This is a genomic window from Pseudomonas sp. PvP025 (assembly GCF_017832155.1).
Taxonomy (GTDB): domain Bacteria; phylum Pseudomonadota; class Gammaproteobacteria; order Pseudomonadales; family Pseudomonadaceae; genus Aquipseudomonas.
The window spans coordinates 3,429,904-3,445,913 of the sequence record NZ_JAFIBJ010000001.1; the positions used below are offsets into that span (position 1 = coordinate 3,429,904).

General features: G+C 60.1%; 13 protein-coding genes. 11 read left to right on the forward strand and 2 right to left on the reverse strand.

The window, feature by feature from the left end; all coding sequences use genetic code 11:
* Entirely contained in the window at positions 1-675 is a 675-nt protein-coding gene (murU, locus tag JOE32_RS14755; RefSeq protein ID WP_209985482.1) for an N-acetylmuramate alpha-1-phosphate uridylyltransferase MurU, read from the reverse strand.
* The gene (locus JOE32_RS14760) at positions 672-1,697 is read right to left on the reverse strand and encodes a phosphotransferase (RefSeq protein WP_209985485.1); all 1,026 of its coding nucleotides are present in this window, start codon (positions 1,695-1,697) and stop codon (positions 672-674) included. The genes murU and JOE32_RS14760 overlap by 4 nt, the downstream gene beginning before the upstream one ends.
* A 130-nt stretch (positions 1,698-1,827) precedes the next feature.
* On the opposite strand from JOE32_RS14760, the gene JOE32_RS14765 reads away from it, so the two are divergent.
* From JOE32_RS14765 to JOE32_RS14815, 11 genes are all read left to right on the forward strand, one after another.
* Positions 1,828-4,662, forward strand: coding sequence for an LPS-assembly protein LptD (locus tag JOE32_RS14765; protein WP_209985490.1), 2,835 nt, complete (start codon positions 1,828-1,830; stop codon positions 4,660-4,662).
* The gene (locus JOE32_RS14770) at positions 4,643-5,977 is read left to right on the forward strand and encodes a peptidylprolyl isomerase (RefSeq protein WP_209985495.1); all 1,335 of its coding nucleotides are present in this window, start codon (positions 4,643-4,645) and stop codon (positions 5,975-5,977) included. The genes JOE32_RS14765 and JOE32_RS14770 overlap by 20 nt, the downstream gene beginning before the upstream one ends.
* On the forward strand, positions 5,974-6,963 hold the full coding sequence (pdxA, locus tag JOE32_RS14775; protein WP_209985499.1) for a 4-hydroxythreonine-4-phosphate dehydrogenase PdxA: 990 nt from the start codon (positions 5,974-5,976) through the stop codon (positions 6,961-6,963). Before JOE32_RS14770 ends, pdxA begins: the two co-directional genes overlap by 4 nt.
* Positions 6,960-7,772, forward strand: a complete 813-nt coding sequence (rsmA, locus tag JOE32_RS14780) for a 16S rRNA (adenine(1518)-N(6)/adenine(1519)-N(6))-dimethyltransferase RsmA (protein WP_057006674.1) — start codon at positions 6,960-6,962, stop codon at positions 7,770-7,772. Before pdxA ends, rsmA begins: the two co-directional genes overlap by 4 nt.
* A gap of 238 nt (positions 7,773-8,010) precedes the next feature.
* The gene (gene apaG / locus JOE32_RS14785; RefSeq protein WP_209985501.1) at positions 8,011-8,391 is read left to right on the forward strand and encodes a Co2+/Mg2+ efflux protein ApaG; all 381 of its coding nucleotides are present in this window, start codon (positions 8,011-8,013) and stop codon (positions 8,389-8,391) included.
* Positions 8,391-9,236 carry a symmetrical bis(5'-nucleosyl)-tetraphosphatase gene (locus JOE32_RS14790; RefSeq protein WP_209985504.1) on the forward strand — a complete coding sequence of 282 codons (846 nt, stop codon included), beginning with the start codon at positions 8,391-8,393 and terminating at the stop codon, positions 9,234-9,236. The genes apaG and JOE32_RS14790 overlap by 1 nt, the downstream gene beginning before the upstream one ends.
* Before the next feature lie 9 nt (positions 9,237-9,245).
* Complete coding sequence (gene glpE, locus JOE32_RS14795) at positions 9,246-9,575, forward strand: thiosulfate sulfurtransferase GlpE (protein ID WP_209985507.1); 330 nt, start codon at positions 9,246-9,248, stop codon at positions 9,573-9,575.
* Positions 9,576-9,859: 284 nt separating this feature from the next.
* Positions 9,860-11,782: a PrkA family serine protein kinase gene (locus tag JOE32_RS14800; protein ID WP_003194732.1), complete on the forward strand. Its 1,923-nt coding sequence runs from the start codon at positions 9,860-9,862 to the stop codon at positions 11,780-11,782.
* Positions 11,783-11,886: 104 nt separating this feature from the next.
* Positions 11,887-13,158, forward strand: coding sequence for a YeaH/YhbH family protein (locus JOE32_RS14805; protein ID WP_057006670.1), 1,272 nt, complete (start codon positions 11,887-11,889; stop codon positions 13,156-13,158).
* Positions 13,155-14,720, forward strand: a complete 1,566-nt coding sequence (locus JOE32_RS14810; protein ID WP_209985511.1) for a SpoVR family protein — start codon at positions 13,155-13,157, stop codon at positions 14,718-14,720. The genes JOE32_RS14805 and JOE32_RS14810 overlap by 4 nt, the downstream gene beginning before the upstream one ends.
* A gap of 63 nt (positions 14,721-14,783) precedes the next feature.
* Positions 14,784-16,010: a multifunctional CCA addition/repair protein gene (locus JOE32_RS14815; protein WP_209985513.1), complete on the forward strand. Its 1,227-nt coding sequence runs from the start codon at positions 14,784-14,786 to the stop codon at positions 16,008-16,010.

Genomic DNA, 16,010 nt, shown 5'->3' on the forward strand with positions numbered 1-16,010 from the left:
CTAGTGCCCCGCGGTCAGCAGGGTTTCGACCTGCGCCAGACGCTCCAGCGTGCCGACATCAATCCAGCGTCCCGTCATGTGCTCTCCCGTTACCTGATCCCTGGCCATCGCCTCGCGCAACAGCGGCGCGAGTTTGAAGGCGCCAGCGCCGCAACCCGCGAACAAACGTGGGTCGAGCACTGAAATGCCACTGAAGGTCAGGTTATCGGCACCGGGCGCCGCATCATGAAGCAGGCCGTCATCCAGGCGAAAATCCCCGCCCGAAGGGTGATGCGCCGGGTTGTCGACCATCACCAGGTGGGCCAGGCCCTGGATCGGCTGCTTGAGACGGGTAAAGTCGTAGTCGGTCCAGATATCGCCATTGACCACCAGAAACGGCTCATCCCCCAGCAGCGGCAAGGCCTGGAAAATCCCGCCGCCGGTTTCCAGCGGCTCGCCCTCGGCGGAATAACGGATGCGCACACCGAACTGCGCGCCGTCGCCAAGGTAGCGCTCGATCTGTTGGCCGAGCCAGGCATGGTTGATCACGATGTCGGTAAAGCCTGCCCTGGCCAGCGCCTCCAGGTGATATTCGATCAAGCGCTTGCCGCCGGCCTGCACCAGCGGCTTGGGCGTGTGCAGGGTGAGCGGGCGCATGCGTTCGCCCTTGCCGGCCGCCAGGATCATCGCCTTCATAACACGGCCTCGGCCGGCTGGCGCAGGCTGCAAAGCAGCTCACCCAGCGCATCGAGTTCGGGGCGCTCGGCGAGCACGGCTTCTATATAAGCAAAGAAACGCGGCACATCGGCCAGGTAACGCGGCTTGCCGTCGCGGTGGCAGATACGCGAGAAGATGCCGATGACCTTGAGGTGACGTTGCACACCCATCAGGTCGCTGGCGCGCAGGAAGTCGTCGAAATCCGCCTGCACCGGGATGCCCAGTTGTACGGCGCGCTCCCAGTAACCGCGCTGCCATTCACGCACGCGGGCCTGGGGCCAACTGAGGAAGGCATCCTTGAACAGGCAGGTGATGTCGTAGGTCACCGGGCCGTAGACTGCGTCCTGGAAGTCGAGCACGCCGGGATTGGGCGTGCTGAGCATGAGGTTGCGCGGCATGTAGTCGCGGTGCACCAACACCTTGGGCTGGGCCAGGGCGCTGTCGATCAGCAGGTCGCTGGCGCGCTGCCAGAGAGCCTGCTGCTGCGGGTCCAGCTCCAGACCCAGGTGCCGACGCACGTACCACTCGGGGAACAATTCCAGCTCGCGGCGCAGCAAGGCCACGTCGTAACTGGGCAGCGGCTCGTCCATCGGCAACTGCTGAAAAGCCAGCAAGGCATCGATGGCATCGGCGAACAGGGCGTCGGCATTTTGCGTGTCGATCACGTCAAGAAAGGTCTTTGTGCCCAGGTCATTGAGCAAAAGAAAGCCGCGCGGCAGATCTTCTGCATAAATTTTTGGGACATTTATTCCTGATTTCGCCAGCAAATAAGCGATATCGACGAAAGGTTTGCAGTTTTCCTGAGGGGGTGGTGCGTCCATCACGACCAACGTGCGGCCGCCCCCCTCCCAACGGAAATAACGCCTGAAACTCGCGTCGCTGCTGGCCGCAGTCAATGTGGCCGGGGGTACGGCGCCCCAGTCCTGAGCGTTGAAAAGGATCGGCAACTGCTCATCCAGCCAGACTTCCAGCTGTTGTAAACGTAGATCGTGCTCGGGCATTACAAGGGTCTCCGACGGCGCTAGCCGTCAAGCGGGGCATGCTTTATTATCACGCATCTTTTTCAGACCATCGAGAGGCGTGCGGCCCAAACCGCGGGCAGATGGCACGCAGGAAGCCCGGACTAATAAGATGGCATTGAAATCCCCCGCGTTTCGTAGAAAATTTCCGTTGCTGGTAACCGGCAGTCTGCTGGCCATGCAACCTTTCGCCACCTCATTCGTGGTCGCCGCGGAACAGTATGACTGCTCAGTCTCTGCTTCGGGTGCCTGGGATTGCGCGCCGAAAACCGCCGCCGCCCCATTACCACCGCGCCCGGTGCATGACGGCGCTGCCGTCAGCTCGGCCAACAGCACGGCCCAGGCCGCTGCGGGTGGCACTGCCGAGGCCGAGCCGAAGACGGCGCTGGTCACCGAATCCAAGGGCCGTGGCCTGCGTTCGCGCAGCGCCGACTACAGCCACCTGGACTGGGTGCCGCGCAATAAGCTGACCGCAGCCCAACTGGCCGAAACCGGCCCGTACTGCGGCGGTGCGTACATCGAGCCGATTCGTCCTGGCATGAACGACAAGACGGACAAGAGCGATGCGCCCACCTTCATCGGCGCCAAGGCCTCCCGTTACGAGCAGGAGTCGCAGGTCGCGACCCTCGCCGGTGACGTGGTCATGCGCCAGGGCAGCATGCAGCTCGAATCCCAGGAAGCCAGCCTGTACCAGGCCGAGAACCGTGGCGAGCTGAACGGTAACGTGCGTCTGCGCGACAATGGCGCGCTGATCGTCGGCGACCATGCCGAGGTCCAGCTGGACACCGGTGCTGCGCAAATCGACAACGCCGAGTACGTGATGCACAAGTCGCGTATCCGCGGTAACGCGCTGTACGCCAAGCGTGCCGAAAACGCGATCATCCGTCTCAAGGACGGTACGTACACCACCTGCGAGCCGGACAGCAACGCCTGGCAACTGCGCGGCAACAACATCACGCTGAACCCGGCCACCGGTTTCGGCACGGCCACCAACGCGACGTTGCGGGTCAAGAACATCCCGATCCTGTACACCCCGTACATCTATTTCCCGATCGATGACCGTCGTCAATCCGGCTTCCTGCCGCCGAGCTTCGCTACCGGCAGCGAGAGTGGCTTTGCATTGACAACGCCGTACTACTTCAACCTGGCGCCGAACTATGACGCCACGTTGTACCCGCAGTACATGACCAAGCGCGGCCTGTTGATGGAAGGCGAATTCCGCTACCTCACCAAGTCCAGCGAAGGCCAGTTCGGCGGCGCGTACCTGAACGACGACAGTGACGAGCGCAGCAAGCAGACGGATTCGGAAAAAACCCGCTACATGCTCAACTGGCAGCACAAGGGCGGGCTGGATTCGCGCGTGCTCACGCAAGTTGACTACACCAAGATCAGCGATCCTTATTACTTCCAGGACCTTAAGTCCAACCAGATCGGGATCGAGACGTCGGACTTCGTCAATCAGCAGGGCTCGGTGTCTTATCGTGGCGACAGCTACCAGGCACGTCTGAACCTGCAGGCGTACCAGTTGGCAACCGTGTCGCAGATCACTCCTTACGACCGCCTGCCGCAGATCACCTTCAATGGTGCATTGCCCTACCATCCTGGCGGTTTGGATTTCAACTACGAAACCGAGGCGGTCAGGTTTGAACGTGACCTGCTGACTGGCAATTATCTTGATAAGGATGGCGGGCCGGTTAACCCCGATGGTAGCGTTGGAACACGTCGCCTTGATACAAACGTCTCCGGGCTGACTCGTGCAAATGGCACACGTCTGAATCTTGCCCCAAGCATGTCGCTGCCGATGAACTGGACGTATGGCTTCATTACGCCGAAGCTCAAGTATGTCTATACCAAGTACGATCTTGATCTGGACACCACTGGCAAGAACCAGATCATTGCGGCTCAGAATCAGGCAACAGCGGCCGCTCCTTACGCAGGTGGCAACTTCAATAGCTCTCAAGACCGTGCTGTGCCGATCGCCAGCGTAGATAGCGGCCTGTTCTTCGACCGCAAGACCAACTGGTTCGGCAAAGAATACAACCAGACTCTTGAGCCTCGCGCTTACTACCTCTACGTGCCGAACAAGGACCAGAGCGACATCCCGGTCTTTGACACCAGTGAAAACACGTTCAGCTACGCCTCGCTGTTCCGCGACAACCGCTTCAGTGGCAATGACCGGATCGGCGATGAAAACAAGCTGTCCCTGGGTGTGACCAGCCGCTGGATCGAAGAAAACGGCTTTGAACGTCAGCGTGTGTCCATCGGCCAGGCCCTGTACTTCAAGGATCGCAAGGTTCAACTGCCCGGCGTCCTGGCTGCCGACCGTGACGACGCCAAGACCGATGTATCGCCGATCGCGCTGGACTACGAGTTCCGCTTCAACCGCGACTGGCGCGCCACAGCCGACTATAACTGGGACCCGGTGAGCCACTCGCCACGTTCCGGCAGTGCAATGTTCCACTACCAGCCGGAAGACAACCCGAACAAGATCGTCAACCTGGGCTACCGCTATCGTAACGACCAGGTGGTCTACAACCAACTGACCGGCAAATGGCAATTTGGTGGTGACTATGGTCAAGTAGGCGATCAGAACTTCGTGAAGGATTACTACAAAATCCAGCAACACGACTTCTCGATGATGTGGCCGATCATTCCGCAGTGGAACCTGATCACCCGCTGGCAGTATGACTACGCCCGCAACCGCACTCTGGAAGCCTTCGGTGGTTTCGAGTACGACAACTGCTGCTGGAAACTGCGCGTCATCAACCGTTACTGGGTTTCCAACGACGAATACACGCAGATCGCCCCGCTTAACGAAAAGGGTGACCACGGGCTCTTCTTCCAGATCGTCCTCAAAGGACTCGGCGGCCTGACCGGCGCCAAGGTAGAGAGCTTCCTCGACAAAGGCATTGAAGGTTATCGTCAACGTGAAGATCAAGCTTTCTGATTGTGTGCGCCCGCTCCTGCTGGGCGCGCTGTTCCTGGGTGCTGCATCAGCGCACGCTGCGGTTCAACAGCTGGATAAGGTCGTGGCCATCGTCGATAACGACGTGATCATGCAGAGCCAACTCGACCAGCGCGTCAAGGAAGTCCAGCAGACCATCGCCAAGCGTGGCGGTGGTGTGCCGCCGACCAGCGTGCTGGACCAGCAGGTACTGGAGCGCCTGATCGTCGAAAACCTGCAACTGCAGATCGGCGAGCGTTCCGGCATCCGTATCTCGGACGAAGAACTGAACCAGGCCGTCGGTACCATTGCTCAGCGCAACAACATGAGCATCGACCAGTTCCGCGCCGCCCTGGCCCACGATGGTCTTTCCTATGAAGACGCCCGTGACCAGATCCGCCGCGAGATGATCATCAGCCGTGTACGCCAACGCCGTGTGGCCGAGCGGGTTCAGGTATCCGAGCAGGAAGTGAAGAACTTCCTCGCGTCGGACCTGGGCAAGATGCAGCTTTCCGAAGAACTGCACCTGGCCAATATCCTGATCCCGACCCCGGACAGCGCCAACTCCGAGCAGCTCAACGCCGCCGCCGCGAAAACCCAGGCTATCTATGATCGCCTGAAAGCCGGTGCCGACTTTGCTCAAATGGCCATTGCCCAATCCGGTAGCGACAATGCCCTTGAGGGCGGTGACATGGGCTGGCGTAAAGCCGCGCAACTGCCACCTCCGTTCGACCGTGAGCTGAGCGCCATGCAAGTCGGTGGCATTACTCAGCCGGCCCGTACCCCGGGCGGCTTCATTATCTTGAAGCTGCTGGAACGTCGTGGCGGCGAGACTTCGCTCAAAGACGAAGTGCATGTACGTCATATCCTGGTCAAGCCAAGTGAAATCCGCACTGAGGCGCAAACCAAGGAACTGGCGCAGAAGATCTATGACCGCATCGAAAGCGGTGAAGACTTCGCCACCCTGGCCAAGAGCTTCTCGGAAGACCCGGGTTCTGCCCTCAACGGCGGCGACCTCAACTGGATCGACCCGCGTGCGCTGGTGCCGGAGTTTCAGGACGTGATGGCCAAGACTCCGCAAGGCGTGCTGTCCAAGCCGTTCAAGACTCAATACGGCTGGCACGTACTGGAAGTCCTCGGCCGTCGTGCTACCGACAACACCAACCAGGCCCGCGAGCAACAAGCGCTGACCGTGCTGCGTAACCGCAAGTACGACGAAGAGCTGCAAACCTGGTTACGTCAGATCCGTGACGAAGCCTACGTGGAAAACAAGCTGCCAGGCGCCGAGCAAACAGGCACCGACCAGGCTACTCAGTGAAACCACAGCGTTTCGCAGTGACACCCGGCGAGCCGGCCGGCATTGGTCCAGACCTGTGCCTGCTGCTCGCCTCGCACGCCCAGCCGCATCCCCTGATCGCCATAACCAGCCGCGACCTGCTCCTTGAGCGGGCCGCGCAGTTGGGTGTGGCTGTCACGCTGCTGGACGTGGCGCCGGGCAACTGGCCGGAGCTGCCGGCCCCGGCGGGCAGCCTGTACGTGTGGGACACGCCCTTGCAAGCCAGGGTCATTGCTGGTCAGTTGGACAAGGCCAACGCGGCCTTCGTACTCGAAACCCTCACCCGCGCAGGCCTTGGCTGCCTCAACGGTGACTTCGCCGGCATGATCACCGCCCCGGTGCACAAGGGCGTGATCAATGAATCCGGCATTGCCTTTTCCGGGCATACCGAATTCCTCGCCGAACTGACCCATACCGAACAAGTGGTGATGATGCTGGCCACCCGTGGCCTGCGCGTCGCCCTGGTGACCACGCACCTGCCACTGCGGGACGTCGCCGACGCCATCACCGCCGAGCGAGTGGAGCGTGTGACGCGCATCCTGCACGCCGACCTGCAACACAAATTCGGCATTGCCCGGCCCCGTATTCTGGTCTGTGGGCTCAACCCACACGCCGGCGAAGGCGGCCACCTGGGCCATGAAGAAATCGACATCATCGAACCCACCCTGGAGCGTCTGCGCCAAGAAGGCATGGACCTGCGCGGCCCGCTGCCGGCGGACACTCTGTTTACCCCCAAATATCTGGAGCACTGCGACGCAGTGCTGGCGATGTACCACGACCAGGGACTGCCCGTGCTGAAGTACAAAGGCTTCGGCGCCGCCGTCAACGTGACACTGGGCCTGCCGATCATCCGCACCTCCGTCGACCATGGCACCGCCCTGGACCTCGCGGGCAGCGGCAAAATAGATACCGGCAGCCTGCACGTGGCCCTGGAAACCGCCTATCAGATGGCCGAGACCCGTATATGACCGAGCATTACCAACACCGGGCGCGCAAGCGCTTCGGGCAAAACTTCCTGCACGACGCTGGCGTGATCGACCGCATCCTGCGCTCCATCCACGCCAAGCCAGAAGATCGCCTGCTGGAAATCGGCCCGGGCCAGGGCGCGCTGACCCAAGGCCTGCTGGCCAGCGGCGGCCAGCTCGACGTGGTTGAGTTGGACAAGGACCTGATCCCGATCCTCAACCAGCAGTTCGCCGGCAAGACCAACTTCAACCTGCACCAGGGCGACGCGCTGAAGTTCGACTTCAACAGCCTCAATGCCGCGCCCAACAGCTTGCGAGTAGTGGGCAACCTGCCCTACAACATCTCCACACCGCTGATCTTTCACCTGCTCAACAACGCCTCGATCATCCGCGACATGCACTTCATGCTGCAAAAGGAAGTGGTCGAGCGTCTGGCCGCCGGCCCTGGCGGCGGTGATTGGGGCCGGCTATCGATCATGGTTCAGTACCATTGTCGCGTTGAGCACCTGTTCAACGTCGGCCCCGGCGCGTTCAACCCGCCGCCGAAGGTCGACTCGGCCATCGTGCGCCTGGTGCCCCACGCCGTGCTGCCGCATCCAGCCAAGGATCACAAACTGCTGGAGCGCGTAGTGCGTGAAGCGTTCAACCAACGCCGCAAAACCTTGCGCAACACGCTCAAGGCACTGCTGAGCAATGCCGAAATCGAAGCCGCCGGCGTCGACGGCAGCCTGCGCCCTGAACAGCTGGACCTCGCCGCCTTCGTGCGGCTGGCCGACCAGTTGGCGATCCAGCCTGCGCCAGCAGTGGAATAAGGCTCAAGCCTCGACACAATCCAAATGTGGGAGGGGCTTGCTCCCGATTGCAGAGTGTCAGTCGATGCATGCGTTGACTGATCCGCCGCTTTAGGGAGCAAGCCCCCCCACAATTGAATCCAGTGATGCCAACAGTTGCTCAAAGCCTCCCGGACAGCATGTCTGGCCTAGTGCCCATCTCTTGGCCTAGACTGACCCGCATCTGCTGTCTTCCGCTTTTGCTTTTAAGGCCTCTTGCATGTCCGATCCTCGTTACCAGATCGACGTCAGCGTCGTCACCCGCTTTCTGGCGGACCAATCCCAACCCGAGCACAACCGCTTCGCCTTTGCCTACACCGTCACGGTGAAGAACAACGGCCTGGTGCCGGCCAAGCTGCTGTCGCGCCACTGGGTGATTACCGACGGCGACGGCCAGGTCGAGGAAGTACGCGGTGCAGGCGTGGTCGGCCAGCAGCCATTGATCGACAGCGGCGCCAGCCACACCTACAGCAGCGGCACGGTGATGACCTCAAGGGTCGGCACCATGCAAGGCTCGTATCAGATGAAAGCCACCGACGGCCAACTGTTCGACGCCATCATCAAGCCGTTCCGCCTCGCCGTGCCCGGGGCCCTGCACTGATGGCGACGTACGCGGTCGGCGACCTGCAGGGCTGCCTGGATCCCCTCAAGCGCCTGCTGGAGCGCGTGGCCTTCGACCCGGCGCAAGATCGCCTGTGGCTGGTCGGCGACTTGGTCAACCGCGGCCCGCAGTCACTGGAAACCCTGCGCTATCTCTATGGCCTGCGTGATTCGCTGGTGTGCGTGCTGGGCAACCATGACCTGCACCTGCTGGCGGCCGGCCGTAACATCGAGCGCCTGAAAAAGGGCGACACCCTGCGCGAAATCCTCGAAGCGCCCGACCGCGCCGAACTGCTGGAATGGGTGCGCCGGCAAAAAATCATGCATTACGACGAAGCGCGCAACATGGCGCTGGTGCATGCGGGCATTGCGCCGCAGTGGACGCTGAAGAAAGCCCTCAAGTGCGCCGCCGAAGTCGAAATTGCCCTGGCCGACGATAACCTCTACACCGCCTACCTCGACGGCATGTACGGCAATGAGCCGGTCAAATGGGACAATGACCTCACCGGCGTGGCACGCCTGCGCGTAATCACCAACTACTTTACGCGTATGCGCTTCTGTACGGTCGACGGCAAACTGGACCTCAAGACCAAGGAGGGCGCTGACAGCGCGCCGCCTGGCTACAAGCCCTGGTTCGCCCACAAGGAGCGCAAGACCCGCGACACGAAGATCATCTTTGGTCACTGGGCCGCCCTCGAAGGCAACTGCGATGAGCCCGGCGTATTCGCCCTCGACACCGGCTGCGTGTGGGGCGGCGCCATGACCCTGATGAACATCGATACCGGCGAGCGCCTCCGTTGCCAGTGCCAATCCCCTCTCCCACCACAAACGGCCGCCCAGCCCTAGGAGCCCGCCATGAGCGAATTCAAACGTATCCCCCCCGCACAAGCCCAGGCCCTGCGCGAGCAAGGCGCCGTGGTGGTCGATATTCGTGACCAGCCCACGTACGCCGCTGCTCACATCAGCGGCGCCCGGCATCTGGACAACGTCAATATTCAAGACTTCATCCGCGCCGCCGATTTCGACGTGCCGCTGATCGTGGCTTGCTACCACGGCAACTCCAGCCAGAGCGCCGCCGCTTACCTGGTCAGCCAGGGCTTCTCCGACGTCTATAGCCTGGACGGCGGCTTTGAGCTGTGGCGTGCGACCTATCCCGCAGAAATTTCCTCGGGCGATCCGCAATAATTTTTTTCACACCCCGCCACCCCGCGTGATGCTTGGGCTTGCGCCGTTTCTGACGAACGGCGCGGGCAAACTAATTACGCATCACGCCTTGACCTCCACAATTCCGAACTATCCTTAAGCGCAGGCCATCCAAATCAGGGGAGAGCCGGTACACCGGCGCACGGGTCATCGGTAGCGTTTCAGGGTGTTCTGGGGGGAAACAGCCATTGGTGTCTGCCAATGGTTGCCAGCATCGACTGATTGATCCGGCGTCGGCTCCACGTATCGAGCGAGGTGACGACGTCATGAGTATCTTTAGCCACTTCCAACAACGCTTTGCGTCCACACAGCAGGAAGAACTCACGCTTCAAGAGTATCTGGAGCTGTGCAAACAGGACCGCAGCACCTATGCGTCGGCCGCCGAGCGCCTGCTATTGGCGATCGGCGAGCCGGAGCTGGTGGAGACCGCGAACAATTCGCGCCTGTCGCGAATATTCTCCAACAAGGTGATCCGTCGCTATCCGGCCTTTGAAGACTTCCACGGAATGGAAGAATGCATTGACCAGATCGTCTCCTACTTCCGCCACGCCGCCCAAGGCCTGGAAGAAAAGAAACAGATTCTTTACCTGCTCGGCCCGGTGGGTGGCGGTAAATCCTCCCTCGCCGAGAAGCTCAAACAGCTGATCGAGAAGGTCCCCTTCTATGCCATCAAGGGCTCGCCAGTGTTCGAGTCGCCCCTGGGGTTGTTCAACGCCACGGAAGATGGCGCGATCCTCGAAGAAGACTTCGGCATCCCTCGGCGCTACCTCAACACCATTATGTCGCCCTGGGCCACCAAGCGCCTGGCCGAGTTCGGTGGTGATATCAGCCAGTTCCGCGTGGTCAAGCTCTACCCTTCGATCCTCAACCAGATCGGGGTGGCCAAGACCGAGCCCGGCGACGAAAACAACCAGGATATTTCGGCGCTGGTGGGCAAGGTCGATATCCGCAAACTCGAAGAATTTCCGCAGAACGACGCCGATGCCTACAGCTACTCGGGCGCACTGTGCCGGGCCAACCAGGGCCTGATGGAGTTCGTGGAGATGTTCAAGGCGCCGATCAAGGTGCTGCACCCACTGCTCACCGCCACCCAGGAAGGCAACTACAACAGTACCGAAGGCCTGGGGGCGATTCCGTTCACCGGGATCCTGCTGGCCCACTCCAACGAATCGGAATGGCACACCTTCCGCAATAACAAGAACAACGAAGCCTTCATCGACCGGATCTACATCGTCAAAGTGCCGTACTGCCTGCGCGTCAGCGACGAGATCAAGATCTACGACAAGCTGCTGTTCAACAGCTCCCTGGCCAAGGCTCATTGCGCGCCTGACACCCTGAAGATGCTCGCGCAGTTCACCGTGCTGTCACGCCTCAAGGAGCCGGAAAACTCGAATATCTATTCGAAGATGCGCGTATACGACGGCGAAAATCTCAAGGACACCGACCCCAAGGCCAAGTCGATCCAGGAATACCGCGACACCGCGGGCGTGGACGAGGGCATGAACGGGCTGTCGACGCGCTTCGCGTTCAAGATCCTGTCCAAGGTCTTCAACTTCGACCCGCACGAAATCGCCGCCAACCCGGTGCACTTGCTGTATGTGCTGGAGCAGCAGATTGAACAGGAGCAATTCCAGGCCGAAACCCGCGAACGTTACCTGCGCTTCCTCAAGGAATACCTGGCGCCGCGCTATATCGAATTCATCGGCAAGGAAATCCAGACCGCGTATCTCGAATCCTACAGCGAGTACGGCCAGAACATCTTCGACCGCTACGTGCTGTACGCCGACTTCTGGATCCAGGATCAGGAATACCGCGACCCGGAAACCGGTGAAATCCTCAACCGCGTGGCCCTCAACGAAGAACTGGAAAAAATCGAAAAACCGGCCGGCATCAGCAATCCGAAGGATTTCCGCAACGAAATCGTTAACTTCGTACTGCGCGCCCGCGCCAACAACAACGGCAAGAACCCCACTTGGCTCAGCTACGAGAAGCTGCGCGTGGTCATCGAGAAGAAAATGTTCTCCAACACCGAGGACCTGTTGCCGGTCATCAGCTTCAACGCCAAGGCCAGCAAGGAGGATCAGCAAAAACACAATGACTTCGTCACACGCATGGTCGAGCGAGGCTATACCGACAAACAGGTACGTCTGCTGTCGGAATGGTACCTACGGGTCCGGAAATCGCAGTGAGAGCAGTAGCTGCAAGCTTCTAGCTACAAGCTGCAAGAGAACAGCGCACGCCGTTCCAACTTGCAGCTTGCAGCTTACGACTTGAAGCTCCCCGGAGGGGCCCCATGAGCTATGTGATCGACCGACGCCTCAATGGCAAGAACAAGAGCACAGTAAACCGGCAGCGTTTCCTGCGGCGTTACCGTGACCACATCAAAAAGGCCGTGGAAGAAGCGGTCAGCCGCCGCTCAATCACCGATATGGAGCATGGCGAGCAGATCAGCATTCCCGGGCGGGATATCGACGAGCCGGTGCTGCACCACGGGCGCGGCGGCAAACAGACGGTCGTGCACCCGGGCAACAAGGAGTTCACCACCGGCGAACATATCCAGCGACCCCAGGGTGGCGGTGGCGGCAAGGGTGCGGGCAAGGCCGGCAACTCCGGCGAAGGCATGGACGAGTTCGTGTTCCAGATTACCCAGGAAGAATTCCTCGAGTTCATGTTCGAGGATCTGGAGCTGCCCAATCTGGTCAAGCGCAACCTCACCGGCACCGACACCTTCAAGACCGTGCGCGCGGGGATCAGCAACGAAGGCAATCCGTCGCGCATCAATATCATCCGCACCCTGCGTTCAGCCCACGCGCGGCGCATAGCGCTGTCCGGCAGCAGCCGCGCCAAACTGAGGGAAGCCAAGGAAGAACTGGCGCGGCTAAAACGCGAAGAACCGGACAATTTCGGCGATATCCAGCAGATCGAGGCGGAAATCGAAAAGCTCAGTGCACGTATTCATCGTGTGCCGTTTCTCGATACCTTCGACTTGAAATACAACCTGCTGGTCAAGCAGCCCAACCCCAGCTCAAAGGCCGTGATGTTCTGCCTGATGGACGTGTCCGGCTCCATGACCCAGGCCACCAAGGACATTGCCAAGCGCTTCTTTATCCTGCTGTACCTGTTCCTGAAGCGGAACTACGACAAGATCGACGTGGTGTTCATCCGCCATCACACCAGCGCCCGGGAAGTGGACGAGGAAGAGTTCTTTTACTCGCGGGAAACCGGCGGCACCATCGTGTCCAGCGCGTTGAAGTTGATGCAGGAGATCATGGCCGAGCGCTATCCGGCCAATGAGTGGAATATCTACGCGGCCCAGGCTTCCGACGGTGACAACTGGAACGATGACTCACCGATCTGCCGCGATATTCTGATCAACCAGATCATGCCGTTCGTGCAGTACTACACCTACGTCGAAATTACCCCCCGTGAGCACCAGGCCCTGTGGTTCGAATATGAGCGCATCGGCGAAGCCTTTGCCGACACATTTGCCCAGCAGCAACTGGTCTCGGCCGGCGATATTTACCCGGTCTTCCGTGAACTCTTCCAGCGCAGGTTAGTGACATGACCGCCAAAAAAGAGACTAGACGCCAACCCCTTTCCACCGGGTCCGAGTGGACCTTTGAACTGATCCAGGCCTATGACCGGGAAATCAGCCGCATTGCGGCGGGTTATGCGCTGGACACTTACCCCAACCAGATCGAAGTGATCACCGCCGAACAGATGATGGACGCCTATGCCTCGGTAGGCATGCCGCTGGGTTACCACCATTGGTCCTACGGCAAACACTTCCTCAGCACCGAGAAATCCTACACCCGTGGCCAGATGGGCCTGGCCTACGAGATCGTGATCAACTCCGACCCATGCATCGCCTACCTGATGGAAGAAAACACCATCTGCATGCAGGCGCTGGTGGTCGCCCATGCGTGCTATGGACATAACAGCTTCTTCAAGGGCAACTACCTGTTCCGCACCTGGACGGATGCCAGTTCGATTATCGATTACCTGGTATTCGCCAAGCAGTACATCATGCAGTGCGAGGAGCGCCACGGCATCGATGCGGTGGAAGACCTGCTCGACTCCTGCCATGCATTGATGAACTACGGGGTCGACCGCTACAAACGCCCGTACCCGATTTCTGCCGAAGAAGAACGCCTGCGCCAGGCTGAGCGCGAGGAGCATCTGCAGAAGCAGATTAACGACCTGTGGCGCACCATTCCGAAAAAGGCCGGCAAAAACAACGACAAGGACAATGCGCGCTTCCCCGCCGAACCTCAGGAAAACATCCTCTATTTTCTGGAAAAACACGCGCCACTGCTTGAGCCCTGGCAGCGCGAAATCGTGCGCATTGTGCGCAAGATCGCCCAGTATTTTTATCCACAGCGCCAGACTCAGGTGATGAATGAAGGCTGGGCAACCTTCTGGCACTACACCCTGATGAACGACCTGTACGACGAAGGCCTGGTCACGGACGGCTTCATGATGGAGTTCCTCACCTCCCACACCAGCGTAGTATTCCAGCCCGGCTTCGACAGCCCTTATTACAGCGGCATCAACCCTTACGCCCTGGGCTTCGCGATGTACCGCGATATACGGCGCATGTGCGAGCACCCCACTGAGGAGGATCGCCGCTGGTTCCCGGAAATAGCCGGCAGCGACTGGCTGTCGACCATCAAGTTCGCCATGAGCAGCTTCAAGGACGAGAGCTTTATCCTGCAGTACCTGTCGCCTCAGGTGATCCGCGATCTCAAGCTGTTCAGCATCATGGATGACGACCTCAAGGACGATCTGGTGGTGCCGGCCATCCACGATGAACCGGGCTACCGCACCATCCGCGAAACCCTGGCGGCGCAGTACAACCTGGGCAATCGCGAGCCCAACGTGCAGATCTACAGCATCGATGTGCGCGGTGATCGCTCGCTGACCCTGCGTCACCAGCAGCACGACCGCAAACCCTTGGGCGAGTCCACCGAAGAAGTCCTCAAGCACCTGCACCGGCTGTGGGGCTTCGACATTCACCTGGAAACCCTGCAGGGCGATCAAGTGATGAAAACCCATCACGTGCCACCGCGCAGCGATCACGGTGATGGCGACTATGGCCGTCTGGATTTGGCAGTCGTTCATCTCTGAAACGGCAAAGCCTCCATTGGTCAGGCACAGGCGGTATCCTGTGGCGCTAATGGAGGCTTTTTCATGAAAATCTACACAGTCGGCGGCGCCGTACGCGACCGCTTGCTGGGCATCAAGGTTACCGATGTCGACCGCGTGGTGGTTGGCGCGAGCGCCGAAGAAATGCTCGCCAAAGGCTACAAGCCGGTAGGCGCAGACTTCCCGGTATTCCTTGACCCTAAGAACGGCGACGAATACGCGCTGGCCCGCACTGAACGCAAAAGTGGCCGGGGCTATGGCGGTTTTGTGTTTCACGCCAGCCCCGAAGTGACGCTGGAAGAAGACCTGATCCGTCGCGACCTGACGATCAACGCCATGGCGGAGGACGACGACGGTAATGTGATCGATCCATATCACGGCCAGCGCGACCTGCAAGCCCGTATTCTTCGCCACGTTTCCCCCGCGTTTGCCGAAGATCCGTTACGTGTGCTGCGCGTGGCGCGCTTTGCCGCACGGTATGCGTCCCTGGGTTTTACCGTCGCGCCGCAGACCCTGGAACTGATGCGCCAACTCAGCGAGTCCGGCGAACTGGAAGCGCTGACACCCGAGCGCAGTTGGAAAGAAATCTCCCGCGCACTGATGGAGAATCAGCCCCAGGTATTTATCCAGGTGCTGCGCGACTGCGACGCGCTGAAAACCCTGATGCCGGAAGTGGACGCCCTGTTCGGTGTGCCGCAACCCGAAGCCCATCATCCGGAAATCGATACCGGTGTGCACACCTTGAGCGTGCTGGAACAAGCCGCCGTGCATCATCAACCGCTGACGGTGCGCTGGTCCTGCCTGCTGCACGACTTGGGCAAGGGCAACACGCCTGTGGATAAGTTGCCGCAGCACATTGCCCATGAACAACGGGGCTTGAAGCTGATCAAGGCAGTGAACGAACGCTTCAAGGTGCCGAAGGATTGCCAGGAGCTGGCACTGCTGGTGGGTCAATATCATACCCACGGCCACCGTGCGCTGGAGCTGAAAGCCTCGACGTTGTTGGAGTTGCTGCAAAGTTTTGATGTGTATCGTCGGCCACAACGCTTTGAAGAGTTTGTGGTGAGCTGCGAAATGGATGCGCGTGGCCGCAAGGGACTGGAGCAGAGAAGTTATCCACAAGCAGATTATTTACGCGGCGCAGCGAAGGCGGCGCGCGAGGTGCCAGTGGCGCCGCTGCTGGAGAAAGGCTTCAAAGGCCCGCAATTGGGCGAGGCATTGAAGCGCGAACGGCTCAAAGCACTGCAGGCCTACAAATCACTGCAGACCTGA

Coding starts and splice junctions, on each gene's coding strand:
- glpE (WP_209985507.1), top strand. CDS start 9,246: ATGAGCGAATTCAAACGTATCCCCCCCGCACAAGCCCAGGCCCTGCGC.
- JOE32_RS14790 (WP_209985504.1), top strand. CDS start 8,391: ATGGCGACGTACGCGGTCGGCGACCTGCAGGGCTGCCTGGATCCCCTC.
- murU (WP_209985482.1), bottom strand. CDS start 675: ATGAAGGCGATGATCCTGGCGGCCGGCAAGGGCGAACGCATGCGCCCG.
- apaG (WP_209985501.1), top strand. CDS start 8,011: ATGTCCGATCCTCGTTACCAGATCGACGTCAGCGTCGTCACCCGCTTT.
- rsmA (WP_057006674.1), top strand. CDS start 6,960: ATGACCGAGCATTACCAACACCGGGCGCGCAAGCGCTTCGGGCAAAAC.
- JOE32_RS14815 (WP_209985513.1), top strand. CDS start 14,784: ATGAAAATCTACACAGTCGGCGGCGCCGTACGCGACCGCTTGCTGGGC.
- JOE32_RS14800 (WP_003194732.1), top strand. CDS start 9,860: ATGAGTATCTTTAGCCACTTCCAACAACGCTTTGCGTCCACACAGCAG.
- JOE32_RS14805 (WP_057006670.1), top strand. CDS start 11,887: ATGAGCTATGTGATCGACCGACGCCTCAATGGCAAGAACAAGAGCACA.
- JOE32_RS14765 (WP_209985490.1), top strand. CDS start 1,828: ATGGCATTGAAATCCCCCGCGTTTCGTAGAAAATTTCCGTTGCTGGTA.
- JOE32_RS14810 (WP_209985511.1), top strand. CDS start 13,155: ATGACCGCCAAAAAAGAGACTAGACGCCAACCCCTTTCCACCGGGTCC.
- JOE32_RS14760 (WP_209985485.1), bottom strand. CDS start 1,697: ATGCCCGAGCACGATCTACGTTTACAACAGCTGGAAGTCTGGCTGGAT.